Raw genomic sequence first — 15800 nt, forward strand, 5'->3', positions numbered from 1 at the left:
TAAACTGGAGTCACACCAGCCCGCCTGAGCCGAAAACGGCCGACGAGCCCTGAGGGAGCCGCGTATATGCTGATGCTCCTCGCTGTGTTCCTCCTGGTATCACTCTTGATGCCTGTTTTGGTGCGCTGGCTCGGAGCTCAAGCGTTTGCTATCGCCGCTCTCGTGCCCGCGGCAGCCTTCGTGCAGGCGCTTGTGATGACGCCACAGGTGCTCGATGGGCCTGTGCCGTTTGAATCGGTGGAGTGGATCCCCCAGCTGGGCTTGAACCTGTCGATGAACATGGATGTTCTCGGCTGGGTACTCACGCTGATCGTCACTGGCGTTGGCGCCTTGGTCTTGCTCTATTGCCGCTGGTACTTCTACGAGGATTCTGCCGGGGTCGGCCAGTTCGCTGGCGTGCTCCTCGGTTTCGCCGGCGCGATGTACGGCCTCGTGCTGACAGACGACCTCGTGATCCTCGTGATGTTCTGGGAGGTGACGAGCATTCTCTCGTACCTCTTGATCGGTCACTACCGACGCCGTGCCGCCAGTCGTCGTGCGGCCCTGCAGGCCTTGCTTGTCACCACGCTCGGTGGCCTTGTGATGTTCGTCGGAGTGGTGCTGCTTGTCGTTGACACCGGAACCTCAAGCATTCGCGTGATTCTCGAAGAGGCACCGACGGGACCCGTCGTAAATGCGGCGATTGTGATGCTTCTCATCGGGGCCATCAGCAAGTCGGCACTGTTCCCCTTCCACTTCTGGCTTCCTGGCGCGATGGCTGCGCCTACTCCGGTGAGCGCCTACCTGCATGCGGCAGCCATGGTGAAAGCGGGCATCTACCTGATCGCTCGCTTTGCGCCAATCTTCGCGTTCAGCCCCACCTGGCGCCCGATAGTCATCACGCTCGGCGTGCTGACAATGCTGCTCGGCGGCATTCAGGCACTGCGTGAAACCGACCTCAAGCGCATTCTCGCCTTCGGGACGGTAAGCCAGCTCGGTTTCATCGCGACCGTGATCGGCTACGGCACCCAGGCCGCTGCGCTTGCTGGCCTCGCGCTGGTGATCGGGCACGCCCTGTTCAAGTCAGCGCTCTTCCTGATCGTCGGCGTGATCGACCGTCAGCTTTCGACTCGCGACATAAACGAACTTTCCGGCGTTGGCCGACAAGCTCCCGTGATGGCGACGGCAGCATTCATCTCGATCGCTTCGATGGCGGGCATCGCTCCCACCATCGGTTTCGTGGCGAAAGAGTCAACGCTCACCGCATTCCTTGACGATGCTCAGGGCGGATCGGTGTGGGGATTGGTCGCTCTGATCGGCATCGTCCTAGGATCCATGCTTACTGCGGCATATGGTGCCAGGTTCCTCTGGGGTGCGTTCTGGAAGAAGCGCGACAGTGAGGGTCAGCGGGTACGAGACACGGCATGGCCGGATCCGCCGGTGGGCTTTCTCTCCGCGCCGATCATCCTTGCCGGAGTCACGCTGGCCGCTGGCATCGGGGCGCCGGTGCTCGATGTCGCGCTTCAGGGGTACGCGAGGACTGCTACCCCTGGCCTCGACAGCGAAGGGATAGCGGCAGAAGGACCAGGGCACCTCGCGCTTTGGCACGGATTCGAGCCTGCGCTGGGCATATCGGTGCTCTCGATTCTCCTGGGCATCGGGCTCTTCCTTCTCACCCGTCGCACCGGCTGGGACCGCAAACCACGAATGCTGCGGTTCACCGCTTCCGATGCCTACTACTGGGTGATGCGCGGGGTCGACCGCCTTTCCGTTCTCAGCACGACCCTGACCCAACGAGGCTCGTTGCCGGTCTACGTCGGAACCATCTTTGTCGTCTTCGTCGCAGCCGAGGCGACTGCCCTTATCGCCTCAGATATCGATCGCTACAACCTGTCGGCCTGGCACACACCCGCACAGATCGTCGTTGCTCCGATCATGGCGGCCGCCGGGGTGTTCGCCGTGCGAGCCCAGAAGCGCTACACCGGCGTTGTGCTGGTCTCGGTGACGGGTCTTGGCATGGTCGTGTTGTTTGCGACGAGCGGAGCACCCGACCTCGCGTTGACGCAGATCTTGGTCGAGACGGTGACCATGGTCACGTTTGCCCTCGTGCTGCGCCGACTGCCCGCGCGAATGGGACAGCACAATGCCTCGGTCGGACGCCTTCCTCGAGCGCTCCTCGCGATCGGCGTCGGCGTGACGATGGCCTTCATTGCCGTCGTTGCTACGCAATCGCGCATCACGGCCCCCATCTCCGAAGCCTTCCCACAGCTCGCATACGACATTGGGCATGGAAAGAACGTCGTCAATGTGGCGCTCGTTGACCTGCGTGGTTGGGACACCATGGGGGAGCTTTCCGTTCTCGTGCTGGCAGCGACGGGCGTCGCATCGCTGGTGTTCGTCACCCACCGCGCCGACCTTCTGGCCTCGACGAAGAACCTGCCGCGCGCGACCCGCAAAGCAGCGCGCAGTCGTCCACTTGTAGAGACGACGGACGGCATCCGCTTCCAAACCTCCGAGAATGAATCCAGCCCACGGGCGTGGCTCGTCGGGGGTCAGAAGATGAAACCGGAGAACAGGTCGATCCTGCTCGAGGTCATCGTGCGGATTCTCTTCCACACCATCATCGTGGTGTCGATCTTCTTGCTGTTCTCCGGCCACAACCAACCGGGCGGCGGCTTCGCTGGCGGCCTCGTCGCGGGAATGGCGCTGGTGATGCGCTATATCGCCGGCGGACGATGGGAGCTTGGCGCAGCGGCACCCACCGATGCCGGCCGACTCCTCGGCACCGGCCTCATCCTTGCCGTTGGAGCAGCGGTTGTGCCGCTCTTCTTCGGCCTGGCCCCGTTGACCAGCACGTTCTGGGAGTGGGAGATCCCAGGGATCGGCCACATGGAGTTCGTCACCTCCACGATCTTCGACGTGGGCGTATACCTCGTCGTGATCGGGCTCGTGCTCGACGTGTTGCGGAGCCTGGGCGCCGAGGTCGACCGGCAGGCCGCGCTTCGCACAACACCGGGCCCAGAGGGCTTCCTATCGCGCGAGGGGAGGAGTAGCTGATGGATGTGTCGCTCACCCTGATCGTGATTATGGCTGTGCTCTTTGCCTGCGGCGTTTACGCGATGCTGGAGCGTAGTCTTACGCGGGTATTGATCGGCTTCCTCCTGCTGGGAAACGCGACCAACCTGCTTCTGCTGATTGTGATGGGTGTTCCAGGCAACGCACCCTTCTATGGCACAGAAGGAGAGTTGAGCGACCCGCTCCCGCAGGCCCTGACGTTGACGGCGATCGTCATCACCTTCGCGGTGTCTGCGTTCCTGCTCGCTTTGATCTATCGCTCCTGGCAACTCGGTCAAGCCGACACTGTCGAGGATGACGAAGCCGACCTGGCACTTCGTGCGCGTACGGACGCCGACGAAGACGTCATGGACGATGAGTCGGAGGCGGACGAAGACGAAGCGACCACAGACTTCGTCGGTGTGCAGACAACGCCGATCACGGTGCTGCACATGCGGGATCACCCCGCTATTCACGACGATGCCCCGTTTGATGCACCGACAGGTTGGGGCACGGAGTCCTCAGCTGCCTCGGACGAGGATGAGGAGGAACGCCCATGACCGCGCTCGTGCCTCTCCTCGTTGCCCTTCCGCTTCTCGGTGCCGCCATCACGCTCGTGTTCGGCCGGAATGCGCGGCTGCAAATGGTCGTCACGGTGGCGACGCTCGCCGCCGTTTCGGTAATAGCCGCGGTGCTTTTGGTGGTCGTCGACGGAGGTCAGCCACTCGCAGTCTCGGTCGGTGGGTGGCCGGTCCCCTTCGGCATCGTCCTTTATGTGGATCGCCTCGCCGCATTGCTCGTGCTCGTTTCGAGCATTGTGCTCCTTGCCGTGCTCCTCTTTTCGGTGGGACAGGGCTTCGCGGACGGCATCGAAGAGACGCCGATTTCGATCTTCAATCCCTCGTACCTGATCCTCGCCGCCGGTGTTTTCAACGCGTTCATCGCCGGTGACCTGTTCAATCTCTATGTGGGCTTCGAGATCTTGCTCGTTGCCTCGTACGTGTTGATCACGCTGGGTAGTACCGAGTCCCGAATCCGCACCGGCGCCGTCTACATCGTGGTCTCGTTGGTCTCGTCGATCCTCTTCTTGGCTTCGATCGCGATGATCTACGGCGCGCTCGGCACGGTGAACATGGCCCAGATCGCCGAGCGGATGTCGGATCTCCCACAAGAGACGCAACTCGTACTGCACCTGATGCTCGTCGTTGCCTTTGGTATCAAGGCGGCGATCTTCCCGGTGTCATTCTGGCTGCCCGACTCTTACCCCACGGCTCCAGCCCCCGTCACCGCCGTGTTCGCGGGGCTGTTGACCAAGGTGGGCGTGTATGCGCTGATTCGCACGGAGACGCAGCTCTTCGCATCGAACAGCATCGATACTCTGCTGCTGATCATCGCGTTTGCGACGATGATCGTCGGGGTCTTGGGCGCGGTCGCGCAGGCCGAACTCAAACGCATCCTGTCGTTCACGCTGGTCAGCCACGTGGGCTACATGATCTTCGGTTTGGCGATCGCGACGCCGGCGGCGATTGGCGCGACGGTGTACTACATCGTCCACCACATCATCGTGCAGACAACGCTGTTCCTTGCGGTCGGCCTCGTCGAGCGACGAGCGGGCAGCACGTCGATTCTGCGCGTCAAGGGGCTGCTGAAGGTCGCGCCCGTGATCGCCGTTCTCTACTTCGTACCGGCAATCAACCTCGGTGGCCTGCCACCTTTCTCCGGATTCATCGGCAAGTTCGCGCTGTTTGAGGCCGCTGCCTCTGTCGGCACACCGCTGATGCTGATGCTGATCTTCGGCGGCATTATCACTTCGTTGCTCACGCTGTACGCCCTGATGCGCGCGTGGAACCTTGCGTTCTGGCGCGAAGAAGAAGACTCCGCTGAGACCGAGATTCGCATCTCATACCTCGGCAACGCACCGGCAGCCGATGAGCAGCAGGAACGCCGCCGCATTCCGAAGATCATGACCTTCGCCACCGGTGGCATGGTCGCGGTCACCATCTCGCTCACCATCTTCGCTGGTCCCCTTTATGCCCTGTGCGACCGGATCGGTGCTGCGCTGCTGGAGCCGGTCAGCCTTGTGCAGCTAGAGGAGGAGGTGGGCGGATGAAACGAGACACCAGACGGCATCTCTGGCGTGACGTGCGCGTGCAGCTCCCGTTCCTCGCCTGGCTGGTCGTGCTCTGGATGCTCCTTTGGGCACAGTTCACCGTGCTGTCATTCTTGACCGGTCTCATCGTGGCGATCTTTGTCACTCGTGTTTTCCGGCTTCCGACCGTAGGCCTCTCCGGACGGATCAACGTCTGGTACGCCGTGCTTTTCGTTGTCGAGTTTCTCTTCGCGGTGCTTGCCGGAGCGCTCTCCGTTACCGTGCAGGTTTTCAACTTCCGTCGTCAGCCGGGCACAGCGATCATTGCGGTGCCGCTGCGCTATGCGGATGATCTCGTCATGACCCACGTCGCTGTCGTGTCGTCGCTGATCCCCGGTTCCCTCGTCGTTGAAGCCGATCGTGATCGACGCATTATCTACCTGCATGTGATCGGGGTGCGAAGCTTCAATGACGTGGAGAAGCAGCGCGACGCCGTACTTCACTGGGAGCGGCGGGTAGTTCGCGCGCTGGGTGATCCCGCGCAATATCGTGCACTGAAGGCGGACGAGCGTTCGGGACCACGCGGACCCAAGAAAGGAGCTGTCTCGTGAACATGCTGCTCCTGGCGATCATGGTGGTGTTCGGCGTTGCCGCGATCCTCACAATGATCCGCATCGTGCGCGGTCCTTCGATCCTTGACCGCGCCGTTGCCTCTGATGTTCTTCTCACGGAGGTGATGTGTGTGGTCGGTGCTGAGATGGCGATCAACGGTCACACTCGCAACATTCCTGTCCTGCTGATCATCGCCGCCGTCGGTGTCTTCGGATCGATCTCCGTCGCGCGGTTCGTTGCGAGAAGGGACAACACGGCACCATGAATGTGTTCGATGTGGTTATCCCTGACGCCGTCATTGATGTGACGGTGCTGGTGCTGATTCTGCTGGGTGCGCTGCTGTGCCTCTCGGCCGCGGTTGGCCTGCTGTACTTCCGCGATGTGCCGACCCGGCTCCACGCGGCGACGAAGCCCCAGGTGCTCGGACTTGTCCTCATCTGCATTGCGATCGCGCTGTCTCAGCGTTCTATCGGTGGGCTCTTGCTGGGTTTCGTGCTCATCATTCCGATCATCCTGATGCAGTTTGCCACCGCCCCGCTCTCGGCCCACATGGTCGCGCGCCAGGCCTATCGCAACGGCACCATCGAGCAGCGCGGCCTCGTCGTTGACGAGTTGGCCGAGTCCAAGCAGACTCCCCCCGCCGCCGGCTGACCTCCCCCGTTCCTCCCCCCGGTCCTCCCCCCCGCTCCTCCGTTCACAATTCAGGAAAACCGACACCAAAACCTGAAGCCAGGGGTGTTGCCCGGCGTGCCGGGGTGTTTTTCCTGAAATGTGAACGGGTGAGCTGGTCTGCACAGGTCGGCGATCCGCGAATAACCGTCCACATTGCGGGCGAAGAGCCCAATCGAGGCCGAGTTTTCGTCACGATCGCTGGGTGCCCAGTCGAACTCCGAAAGAACGTGCAGCCGCCCTCTTCTGCACCATGCTGTCTTCACGAGACGATCTCCGTCATGCGGGGATGACACCGAGACAGATCACCGCATCCGTCCGATCTGGGCGCATGGTGCGGCTGCGAAGAAATAGGTATGCCCACCACGGCATAGAGCCCAAAGTCGCGGATGCCGCGCGCGTGGGTGGGAGGCTTACCTGTCTTTCGCTCCTGCAGGTCCTCGGGATCTTTGTGCTGCAGGCAGACGAATTGCATATACAGGTGTCGCGGAATGGGTCCCGTCTGGGAGTTGCGCAGTCGAGTCCGCAGCGCGTCCATTGGGTGGAACGGATGGAGCATGAGTTTCTTCACGCGACCTCGCTCCGAGCGGCGGTGGGACACTCTGTGCGCTGTCAAACACCCCGCGCTAGTGTGGCCACACTCGACAGCCTCGTGCACCACCGGCTGATCACTGTTGAGGAGTTGGCGTCGCTGTTCGAGGAACTCCCTGCCCGGTTTCGCACTCTCCTGCAGCTGGTGGATGCCTCATCTGCCTCGGGACCTGAGACGTTCGTCAGGCTGATGCTCCGCGCCATGGGTGTGCGCTTTGAAACGCAGGTGCGCATTGAGGGAGCCGGATATGTCGATTTTGTCGTCGATGGTTGGCTCATCATCGAGTGCGACAGCAAGGAGTTTCACGAGGGATGGGCGAAACAAAAGCAGGATCGCGGGCGAGATTTGGCGGCAGCGCGGCTCGGCTACGTGACGATTCGCCCGCTCGCCACCGACATTCTGCACCACACGGACACCGTCCAGCAGGCCGTGCGGGAGGTTTTGGCTGTGATGGGGCCGAAGTTCACCACGGGCGCCCGTTCACAACTCAGGAAAACACCGCCAAAACCGCCGGTACGGCCCCGAATCTGGGGCGCGGCACGCGCTGTTCCTGAATTATGAACGCGGGAGCGCAGGGAGGCCTGCTACAAAATCGTGGATGAGGCGCGCGGCGGGCTCGGAATCGCTGATGAGTGTGCCGTGGCCGTGATCGGGAATCACCTCTAGGTCGGCGCCGGGGATGGCGTCGATGATCTCTTGGCACCAGCTCATCGGTGCGAGTGGATCATCTTCGCCCCGCAGGACGAGCACCGGACACTCGATGCGTGCAAAAGCACGCTCCGGTCGATGCACAATTGTCGCCCGCATCTTGCGAAGGAGATGGGGGCCGCCGCGCAGGTACTCTCGTGCGCCACGCCAGATCACCAGTGGCCGTTCGCCGACGAGATCTGTCAGAAGGTAGCTCGCCTGTGCGCCGATGTTGCGCGCCGCCTTGTTCACCGTCGGCCCAGCGAGCACAACGCCGCGGACAAGGGACGGATGCCGGGCAGCGAGCTCCGCGCCGATCTGGCTTCCCATTGAATGGCCGATGATGACCACGGGCTCCGCCCCCACATGCCGAAGATAGGCAGCAACGAAGTCGGCGTGCCGTTCCATGGTGAAGGTGCGCTTGGGCTCTGGTGCCTCGCCGAAGCCGGGCAGATCGAGGGCAATCACTTTGCCCTCGAGTCGTTGCGCGATGTCGAGATAGACACTGCGTCCCATTCCGATCCCATGCAGCAACAGGAATGTACGCGAGCCCTCACCGAACGTCTCGGCGATGAGGGCGGCACCCTGGTGTTCGAACTCGAGAAGAGTCGCCGGGGTGCCCTTCGGGGCGAGGTAGCTAGATGGCACCCACCAACGCTAGCTGAGCTTTCTGCGGCGCGGACTCACCGTCGCGGACTCAAAGAAGCTCCGATCAGCTTCCAGGGGTCAGGATCAGGGTGTCGGCGGTAGCCGCCTTCACCGCCTCGGACGAGTATGCCCACGGCGTCTGGATGCCGGCGGCCCAGTCCTTCGTCTGATCTGTGTAGTTGGCATGGAACGCGTGACCGGAGGCGCCGGTGAGGTGGTTCCACGTCGAGGCATCGAAGTCACTGAGGTCGATCACCATGCGCATCGACGGCACGCTGGTGGTGGCGTACGAAACCCCGAGACTCCAGCCCGTAGCGTTCACGACGGAGGCACCACCGCCGACGGGGTATGGCCCGCGGTTGAAGAGCGCTTCGATGGGGGCGATACCGGAGGAACCGAACGTTTCGCTCGTAAGTGTGATGGCGTGCAGGTCACCCCAGTTCCAGCGGGAAACGGTGGTGCCTTGCAGCGCGGAAAGCTCGTCGTATGCCTGCTCGGCTGAGAGCGCGAGCATCTGCTCCATGCTGTCGATGTCGATCTGGGGGTTGGTCCAGAGCGGATCTGCCGGGTCGTCGAGCATTGCGGCGACGACGGTGAAGAGGCGGCTCTGATCGGCGACGGGGAGCGGAACCTCGCGCTTCACGAAGATGTTCTGCGCGAGGTTGGACCACAGCACGTTTGCATATGCGGCGGCGGGCGAGGAGGCCGAGTTCTGCGCGTCCCATGCCTCCAGCAACGCGACGGCCTCGGCAGTGCCTGCCCCTGTGACCTCGATGTCAGCCATGGCTGTTGCGAGCGGTGTGCCGACCCACATCTCGTTGTCCATCTGAATCTCGCGCATATCCTCGGCGGTGAGGGGCTCGATCGCTGAGCGGCGTTCGATCAGGCTCGCGATCCGCTCAGCGCGGTAGCCGTAGTCCCAGTCGCGCGTGAGCAAGTAGTCGTAATCGTCGGTGACAGCGGCGTTGTTCGCGGTGACGATGTACCCAGAGGCGGGGTTGTAGGAAACGGGCAGCTCTTCGAACGGAATGTAGCCCGTCCAGTCGTAGCTACTGTCCCAGCCCGGCTGCGGGAGCCAACCATCGCCTGCACCGCGAACGGGGAGCCTGCCTGGCGTCTGATAGCCGATGTTTCCTTCGGTGTCTGCGTACACCAGGTTCTGCGCAGGCACATCGAACAGTGAGGCGGCATAACGGAACTCGTCGAAGTTCTGCGCGGTCGACAGCGCGAAAATCGCCGTGCCTGCGGTGCCTGGATCAAGTGCAGTCCAGCGCAGACTGACGGCGTACTCGGCTTCGTCTTCCGCGCCGGGAACAGCGACGGCTGCGGCGGAATCCGCCTCCAGTCCTGGTTCTGGGGCGTCGGCTATTGCCGTGAAGTCTTTGGTGAGGCCAGAGATGATCGGACCGTGCACCGTCGAGCGAATGGTGAGGTCGATGTCGTCGCCACCGGCAACCTTGATCGTCTCCATGCGCTCTTCGAGCGGCACGAGCGCGCCATCTCGCCAGTACTGATCGCCTTCGATGCGCTCGATATACAGGTCAGTGACGTCGGCGCCGAGGTTGGTGAAGCCCCACGCAATCTGCTGATTGTGGCCAATGATGACCCCGGGCAACCCAGAGAACGAGAAGCCGGCGACATCGAACGGGCATTCCTCTCCCACTGTCGAGCACTTCAGCTGCACCTGGTACCAGACAGAGGGGAGGGAGGCGCCGAGGTGTGGATCGTTCGCGAGTAGCGGCAGTCCCGACTCGGTCAGTGCGCCAGAGACAACCCAGGAGTTCGATCCGATGCCCTCTCCCACATCTCCGACCAGGAGGCTCGCTGCTTCGACAACGCTGGAAGCTTCCTCCCATTCAACCGTCGTGATCGCTTGCTCAATAGCGGCGTCCTGCTCTGCCGGAGTGAAGGAAGCGGCGGTGGCATCGGTGCCGACAGCGGCGACGGTAGAGACCTTCGGCACGATCACCGGGTTCTCATCGAAGGGGTATTCGGGGTATAGCTTCTCGAGGATTTCGTTGGTACCGACGGAATCTGTCGTCTCGACACCGAGGTCGGCGGCGAGCAGGGAACGCTCGGTCTCATCGCCGATATTGGTGCGGAGGTCCCACGCCATTGCCTTGAGCCATGCGACAGAATCAGCCGGCTGCCATGGCTCGGGCGCGTAGTCAGCGTTCTGCATGCCGAGCACGGCATATTCCAAAGAGAGCTGTGCGCCCGACCGCGACGCTAGGTATGCATTGACGCCATCTGCATATGCTTCGTAGTAACTGCGAGTGACTTCGTCCATCGCCTCGACCTCGGCCTCGGCCACTGTGCGCCACCCCAGCGTGCGGAGGAATGCATCGGTGCTGGCTTGAGATTCTCCGAACATCTCCGCCACGCGCCCCGCGGTGACGTGCCGCCGGAAGTCCATTTCGAAGAAGCGGTCCTGCGCGTGCACAAAGCCTTGAGCGAAGAACAGATCGTCTGTGGTGTCAGCGGTGATGGTTGGAATCCCGAGTTCATCCCGCTGCACCGTCGCCTCAGACGACAAACCGCTGAGCTCGATTGAACCGCTGGTCTGGGGGAAGGACCGCTGAATCGTCCAGGTCACGAAGAACGCCGCAGCCACGGCTACCACCACGATGGCCGCGACAACGAGGAAGCTGATCCTTCCGATGCGGACCCCCAGAGAAGGGCGTGCAGAAACGTCGGAATCCTGTGGATCGGTCATCATCGTCGAGAACACTTTCGGGTAGGCAGGTGAGACTCAGTCCCACCGAGCCCCAGTACGCGTTTCAGGGTACGCGTTCTGGCATCTTATCTCGGGTCGTCCGTTGGGCAACAAGCGTCACCCAATCAGGCTCGGTTGCAGGTCTCGCAATGTGCGACGGTGCGTCATCCGTGTAACCCCGATCATCGCGAGTACGAGCGCGCCTCCGAGCCAGAGGCCGAGCACGGCGAGGTCCCATCCGGCTCGGCCGTAGTCACCGCCGTACATGAGCTGGCGCATTGCGTCGACGACGTAGCCCAGCGGCAAGACATGGTGCAGAGCAGCCAGCGGTGTGGGCAGCGTTTGCCAGGGGAAGGTGCCGCCGGCGGTCACCAGTTGCAGAACCATGAGTACGAGTCCGAGGAACTGTCCGACCGATCCGAGCCAGACATTGAGGGCCAAGATGATCGCGGCGAAGGTCGCTGAGGCGAACACCATCACCCCCAGCGTGCCCAGCGGGTAGTCGAAAGTGAAGCCGAGAGTGATCGCCAGAATCCCCATCAGCCCGATCATCTGCACGGCCCCGAGCATCGCGGGGGTGAGCCAGCCTGCAAGCGTGATGCGAATGGGAGAGTGCAGGGCCGTGATGGCGCGTCGTGAAATGGGCTTCACGATCAAGAACAGGGCATAGATGCCGATCCAAGCGGAAAGCGCGGCGAAGAACGGTGCGAGTCCTGCGCCGTAGTCCTCGGCAGAGGCGACCTTGTCGCTCGACACCGCAACCGGATCTGCGATCGTGTCGGCCTGCAGCGATCGCAGATCCGGCGTGGATGAAGGGATCGCGTCGACCCCGTCAGAGAGCCCATCTCGCAGCTCGGTGGTGCCGGAGGTGAGGGTTGCGAGTCCGTCGCGAAGCTGTGACGCCCCGTCGTTGGCTGACGCCGCGCCGGTGGCAATCGTTCCCGCGCCGGTGGCGAGGTCGTCTGCTCCTGACGCCACGGATGCTGCGCCAGCTGCGAGTTCGTCAACTTTGTCGACGGCGCTCTGCACGCGGGTGTTTCCGTCTTGCAATCGAGCGCCGAGCGGATCAAGGGTGGCGAGCACCTCGTCGATCTCTTCGGGGGTGAATCCGCGCTCCGTCAGCACGGCGGAAATATCTGTGCGCACCTGGGGAAGAGCGTCCGCGGCCTGCTGCACCGCGGATCCTGCTCGATCGGCAACTTCTGCCAGTTGCTGATTGCCTGCACTCACCTGCTGAGCGCCGCTTGCGAGTGTCTCTGCCCCGCTTGCGAGCTGCGCCGTGCCGTCGGCAAGCGAGGCGGTGCCATCTGCGAGCGTGGAACTGCCGGAAGCTGCGGTCTGTGCTCCTTCGACCAGTTGCGTGGCGCCGTCTGTAGCGGTGACCAGATTGTCACGCACATCGCTGAGTCCTGTGAGCAGCCGCTCAGCCGCTTCGCCCCCGACCAACCCCGCGACCGAGCTGCGGATCTTTTCGACGGCTTGCGTGCCCATCGAAGAGGCGAGGTAGTTGTTCGCGTCGTTCGTTTCCAGCTCGATGCGGGCCTGGTGTGGGTCATCGCTCGCCGCCGAGGTGAGTGCGGAAGAGAAGTCAGCCGGAATCGTCACGGTGAAGTCGACGTCGCCATGGCGAAGAGCCTGCGCAGCACCCTCAGCGGTCATCCGTTGCCAGTCGAAGGCGTTGCCGTCGATGAGGTTCTCGGCCACATCCTCCCCGTAGTTCACGGGTTCGCCGGTCGAAGACTCCGAGTTCGTCGCGGGAGCGGGCGCACCCTCATCGGTGACGACAAGGGCGACCGGAACTTCGGAGAACTTGGCGTACGGGTCTTGATTCGCCCAGAGGTACAGGCCGCCGTAAAGAATGGGCACGCAAATCAGCGCAACCAACGCAAGCAGGCCCATTTTGCTGGCTGTGAGGCGACGCAGCTCGGCGGCGATCATGGCCGGTACCTTCATCGCGTCCCTCCGTTGTCATCTGTTGGCACCAGTGGCTGGACCGGCCCGGAGGCGTTGATCGCTTCATATTCGCCCATGCGCTCGAGGGCAACGGCGGCTGAGCCACCCACGACGACGAGCATCGCGTAGCCGCGGTCTGCGAACTCGCCCGCGATGCGCCACCAGCCATCGGGGCTTCCCCCGTGCCGATCGGGTGAGACAAGAACGATGCCATCGACCCCCGCCCGCAGCACAGCGAGCTCGCACAGAATGCGCACCCGCACAGCGGGATCGATGTTGCCGATGGGCACAGCGCTCAGTTCCGCGAATCCCAAGCGGGCAAGCCACCGTTTGGCGTGCAAGGGCGTGGCACCCACACCGGCAAACATCAGTTCTTCACCGACGACACCGGAAAGCGCGATGTCGGCATGTGGATCGCTCACATCCGGGGCATCGACAAGCGCCACTCGCTGTCGCAACGCTTTCGTGTCTGCATTGCCGTCGATGCTCACCCGCCCAGAGTCCGGCCGCATTCGCCCGCTCGCGATGAGGCCCAGAACGGTGGGCCGCTGCTCGGTCTCGGCGATAGCGAACCGCACAGCGCCTGTGTGAAATTCCAACGAGGTGGGGGGGAGTGCCCGCGCTTCGCGTCCTTTGCTCACCTCGTGTAACGCGATCCTCATGCCCGGCCTGCCTCGGCGTGGATATCGGGGTGGGCCGCAAGCAGCGCATCCGTTTCGCGCCACGAGAGCCCGGCGATACTGAGCACTGTGCGAATGGCGAGGTCTGCGGCGCCGCTGCTGCTGCCGTCAGCGGTAGAGACGACGGTGCGTGCCACCTCTTCGATCAACCGCGCCAGGGTGGGGGCGGCGAGGTCAGTACGGAAGCTGCCGTCTTCCTGACCGCGTCTCACGAGAGCGGCGACGGTGCGTCGCAGGGGGGCGAGTGCGATGGCGGTGTGCTCGACGTGGGCGGCGTCGAGCGCGAGCGCGGCAGAGACCTGCACGTGCGCGGCTTCGTCCCAGAGCAGGGCGGCAAGCCGGGCGAGCGCTAGGCGGGCATCCGCATCATCGATAGAGGTCGCGATGGCGTTGAAGCGCTGCGCTCCGGTCGAGATGAGCTCCCGAATCAGCACATCGCGATCATCGAAGTGACCGTACAGCGTGCGTCGAGAGAGACCGGCGCCGCGCGCGATGACGTCGACGGATGCACGCGGGTCTTCTGCCAACGCCGAGAGGGCGGCAGACAGGATGCCTGCGCGGTTTTCGGCAGCATCGCGTCGGGGCGCACGAGTAGTCATGCTCCCCATCGTAGTTATCTTGCACAAGAGTGTGCAAGATAACTACGTTCAGTCGGTGCCGGAGTCGAATGCCGCGCCCTCGGAGGCGGAGTCGACGGCGTTGGCCAGCGTCTCATCGATGTCTTCTACTGCGCCGGTGATCTCGCCAGCCTCACCAGCGGTCACGCGTCCGACGAGCTCGCCGGTCGCGCCACCGACGAGGCCGAGCCCGGCGTACTGCTCGAGACGTGCGCGCGAGTCGGCGATGTCGAGGTTGCGCATGGTCAGCTGGCCGATGCGGTCGACTGGGCCGAACGCCGCGTCGCCCACGCGCTCCATCGACAGCTTCTCCGGACCGTAAGAGAGGTTGGAGGAAACGGTGTCGAGGATGCTCCAGTCGTCACCACGGCGCAGGCGGATCGTGACGGTTCCGGAGATCGTCAGGCCGACCCAACGCTGGATCGACTCGCGCAGCATCAGGGACTGCGGGTCAAGCCAGCGTCCCTCGTACATCAGGCGGCCGAGGCGGCGGCCCTGCTCGTGATACGTGGCGAGGGTGTCTTCGTTCAGGATGCCGTTGACCAGGCGCTCGTAGGCAATGAACAGCAGCGACATGGCCGGAGCCTCGTAGATGCCGCGCGACTTCGCCTCGATGATGCGGTTTTCGATCTGGTCGCTCATGCCGAGACCGTGACGACCACCGATGGTGTTCGCCTCCTGCACGAGCGCGACGGGATCGGAGTACTCGACGCCGTTGATGGCGACGGGGCGGCCAGCTTCGAAGGTGACGGTGACGTCTTCGGTCTCGATCGCGACCGACGGATCCCAGAACTTCACGCCCATGATCGGGTCGACGGTTTCGAGAGAGACGTTCAAGTGCTCGAGCGTCTTTGCCTCATGGGTCGCGCCCCAGATGTTGGCGTCGGTCGAGTAGGCCTTCTCTGCAGAGTCGCGGTACGGGAAGTCGCGGGCGATGAGCCAGTCGCTCATCTCTTTGCGACCGCCGAGCTCGGTGACGAAGTCGGCGTCAAGCCACGGCTTGTAGATGCGCAGACGCGGGTTGGCGAGCAAGCCATAGCGGTAGAACCGCTCGATGTCGTTGCCCTTGTAGGTGGAGCCGTCGCCCCAAATGTCGACGCCGTCTTCCTTCATTGCACGCACCAGCATGGTGCCGGTGACGGCGCGACCAAGAGGCGTCGTGTTGAAGTACGTCTTGCCACCGGAGCGAATGTGGAAGGCGCCACACGAGAGAGCAACGAGACCCTCTTCGACAAGCGCAGACTTGCAATCGATCAGACGGGAAGCCTCGGCGCCATACTCCAGCGCACGGCCGGGAATCGACTCAATGTCGTCTTCGTCGTACTGACCGAGGTCGCCGGTATACGTGAAGGGCACTGCACCCTTTTCGCGCATCCAGGCGACGGCGACGGAGGTGTCGAGTCCTCCGGAGAAGGCGATGCCGACGCGCTCGCCGACGGGAAGAGACTGGAGGACCTTGGACATGTCCACCAGTCTATCGGCGGTCGGCGTGTCGCTTTTCAAA

General features: G+C 63.2%; 13 protein-coding genes. 7 read left to right on the top strand and 6 right to left on the bottom strand.

Annotation, left to right across the window (positions count from 1 at the left end; all coding sequences use genetic code 11):
• Positions 1 to 66: 66 nt before the first annotated feature.
• The 7 genes from AB0O87_RS03610 to AB0O87_RS03640 all read left to right on the top strand — a co-directional run bounded on the left by AB0O87_RS03610 (position 67) and on the right by AB0O87_RS03640 (position 7556).
• Positions 67 to 3036: a Na+/H+ antiporter subunit A gene (locus AB0O87_RS03610; RefSeq protein ID WP_363511803.1), complete on the top strand. Its 2970-nt coding sequence runs from the start codon at positions 67 to 69 to the stop codon at positions 3034 to 3036.
• Positions 3036 to 3593, top strand: coding sequence for a Na(+)/H(+) antiporter subunit C (locus tag AB0O87_RS03615; protein ID WP_363511805.1), 558 nt, complete (start codon positions 3036 to 3038; stop codon positions 3591 to 3593). Before AB0O87_RS03610 ends, AB0O87_RS03615 begins: the two co-directional genes overlap by 1 nt.
• Positions 3590 to 5143: a Na+/H+ antiporter subunit D gene (locus tag AB0O87_RS03620; protein ID WP_363511807.1), complete on the top strand. Its 1554-nt coding sequence runs from the start codon at positions 3590 to 3592 to the stop codon at positions 5141 to 5143. The genes AB0O87_RS03615 and AB0O87_RS03620 overlap by 4 nt, the downstream gene beginning before the upstream one ends.
• Positions 5140 to 5733: a Na+/H+ antiporter subunit E gene (locus AB0O87_RS03625; RefSeq protein WP_363511809.1), complete on the top strand. Its 594-nt coding sequence runs from the start codon at positions 5140 to 5142 to the stop codon at positions 5731 to 5733. Before AB0O87_RS03620 ends, AB0O87_RS03625 begins: the two co-directional genes overlap by 4 nt.
• Positions 5730 to 5999, top strand: a complete 270-nt coding sequence (locus AB0O87_RS03630) for a monovalent cation/H+ antiporter complex subunit F (RefSeq protein WP_363511811.1) — start codon at positions 5730 to 5732, stop codon at positions 5997 to 5999. The genes AB0O87_RS03625 and AB0O87_RS03630 overlap by 4 nt, the downstream gene beginning before the upstream one ends.
• Positions 5996 to 6385, top strand: coding sequence for a monovalent cation/H(+) antiporter subunit G (gene mnhG, locus AB0O87_RS03635; RefSeq protein WP_363511813.1), 390 nt, complete (start codon positions 5996 to 5998; stop codon positions 6383 to 6385). Before AB0O87_RS03630 ends, mnhG begins: the two co-directional genes overlap by 4 nt.
• Positions 6386 to 7085: 700 nt before the next feature.
• Positions 7086 to 7556, top strand: a complete 471-nt coding sequence (locus AB0O87_RS03640; protein ID WP_363511815.1) for a DUF559 domain-containing protein — start codon at positions 7086 to 7088, stop codon at positions 7554 to 7556.
• On the opposite strand, the gene AB0O87_RS03645 is transcribed toward AB0O87_RS03640, so the two are convergent.
• From AB0O87_RS03645 to argG, 6 genes are all read right to left on the bottom strand, one after another.
• Positions 7551 to 8330 carry an alpha/beta hydrolase gene (locus AB0O87_RS03645; protein WP_363511817.1) on the bottom strand — a complete coding sequence of 260 codons (780 nt, stop codon included), beginning with the start codon at positions 8328 to 8330 and terminating at the stop codon, positions 7551 to 7553. The genes AB0O87_RS03640 and AB0O87_RS03645 overlap by 6 nt on opposite strands.
• Positions 8331 to 8394: 64 nt before the next feature.
• On the bottom strand, positions 8395 to 11046 hold the full coding sequence (locus tag AB0O87_RS03650; RefSeq protein WP_363511819.1) for a penicillin acylase family protein: 2652 nt from the start codon (positions 11044 to 11046) through the stop codon (positions 8395 to 8397).
• Positions 11047 to 11163: 117 nt separating this feature from the next.
• Positions 11164 to 12999 (bottom strand): YhgE/Pip family protein, encoded by a 1836-nt coding sequence (locus AB0O87_RS03655; protein ID WP_363511821.1) that lies wholly within the window; start codon positions 12997 to 12999, stop codon positions 11164 to 11166.
• Entirely contained in the window at positions 12996 to 13661 is a 666-nt protein-coding gene (locus AB0O87_RS03660) for a hypothetical protein (protein ID WP_363511823.1), read from the bottom strand. Before AB0O87_RS03660 ends, AB0O87_RS03655 begins: the two co-directional genes overlap by 4 nt.
• The gene (locus tag AB0O87_RS03665) at positions 13658 to 14278 is read right to left on the bottom strand and encodes a TetR family transcriptional regulator (RefSeq protein WP_363511825.1); all 621 of its coding nucleotides are present in this window, start codon (positions 14276 to 14278) and stop codon (positions 13658 to 13660) included. The genes AB0O87_RS03660 and AB0O87_RS03665 overlap by 4 nt, the downstream gene beginning before the upstream one ends.
• A gap of 48 nt (positions 14279 to 14326) precedes the next feature.
• A complete protein-coding gene (argG, locus tag AB0O87_RS03670; RefSeq protein ID WP_363511827.1) occupies positions 14327 to 15760 on the bottom strand; it encodes an argininosuccinate synthase in 1434 nt (477 codons plus the stop codon).
• Positions 15761 to 15800 lie beyond the last annotated feature (40 nt).

This window comes from Microbacterium sp. NPDC076768 (genome assembly GCF_040687205.1).
GTDB lineage: Bacteria > Actinomycetota > Actinomycetes > Actinomycetales > Microbacteriaceae > Microbacterium.

Bases quoted from the DNA above. Each gene is read 5' to 3' on its own strand.
- AB0O87_RS03660 (WP_363511823.1), bottom strand. From the start codon at position 13,661: ATGAGGATCGCGTTACACGAGGTGAGCAAAGGACGCGAAGCGCGGGCA.
- AB0O87_RS03615 (WP_363511805.1), top strand. From the start codon at position 3,036: ATGGATGTGTCGCTCACCCTGATCGTGATTATGGCTGTGCTCTTTGCC.
- AB0O87_RS03665 (WP_363511825.1), bottom strand. From the start codon at position 14,278: ATGACTACTCGTGCGCCCCGACGCGATGCTGCCGAAAACCGCGCAGGC.
- AB0O87_RS03620 (WP_363511807.1), top strand. From the start codon at position 3,590: ATGACCGCGCTCGTGCCTCTCCTCGTTGCCCTTCCGCTTCTCGGTGCC.
- AB0O87_RS03625 (WP_363511809.1), top strand. From the start codon at position 5,140: ATGAAACGAGACACCAGACGGCATCTCTGGCGTGACGTGCGCGTGCAG.
- mnhG (WP_363511813.1), top strand. From the start codon at position 5,996: ATGAATGTGTTCGATGTGGTTATCCCTGACGCCGTCATTGATGTGACG.
- AB0O87_RS03655 (WP_363511821.1), bottom strand. From the start codon at position 12,999: ATGAAGGTACCGGCCATGATCGCCGCCGAGCTGCGTCGCCTCACAGCC.
- argG (WP_363511827.1), bottom strand. From the start codon at position 15,760: ATGTCCAAGGTCCTCCAGTCTCTTCCCGTCGGCGAGCGCGTCGGCATC.
- AB0O87_RS03650 (WP_363511819.1), bottom strand. From the start codon at position 11,046: ATGACCGATCCACAGGATTCCGACGTTTCTGCACGCCCTTCTCTGGGG.
- AB0O87_RS03610 (WP_363511803.1), top strand. From the start codon at position 67: ATGCTGATGCTCCTCGCTGTGTTCCTCCTGGTATCACTCTTGATGCCT.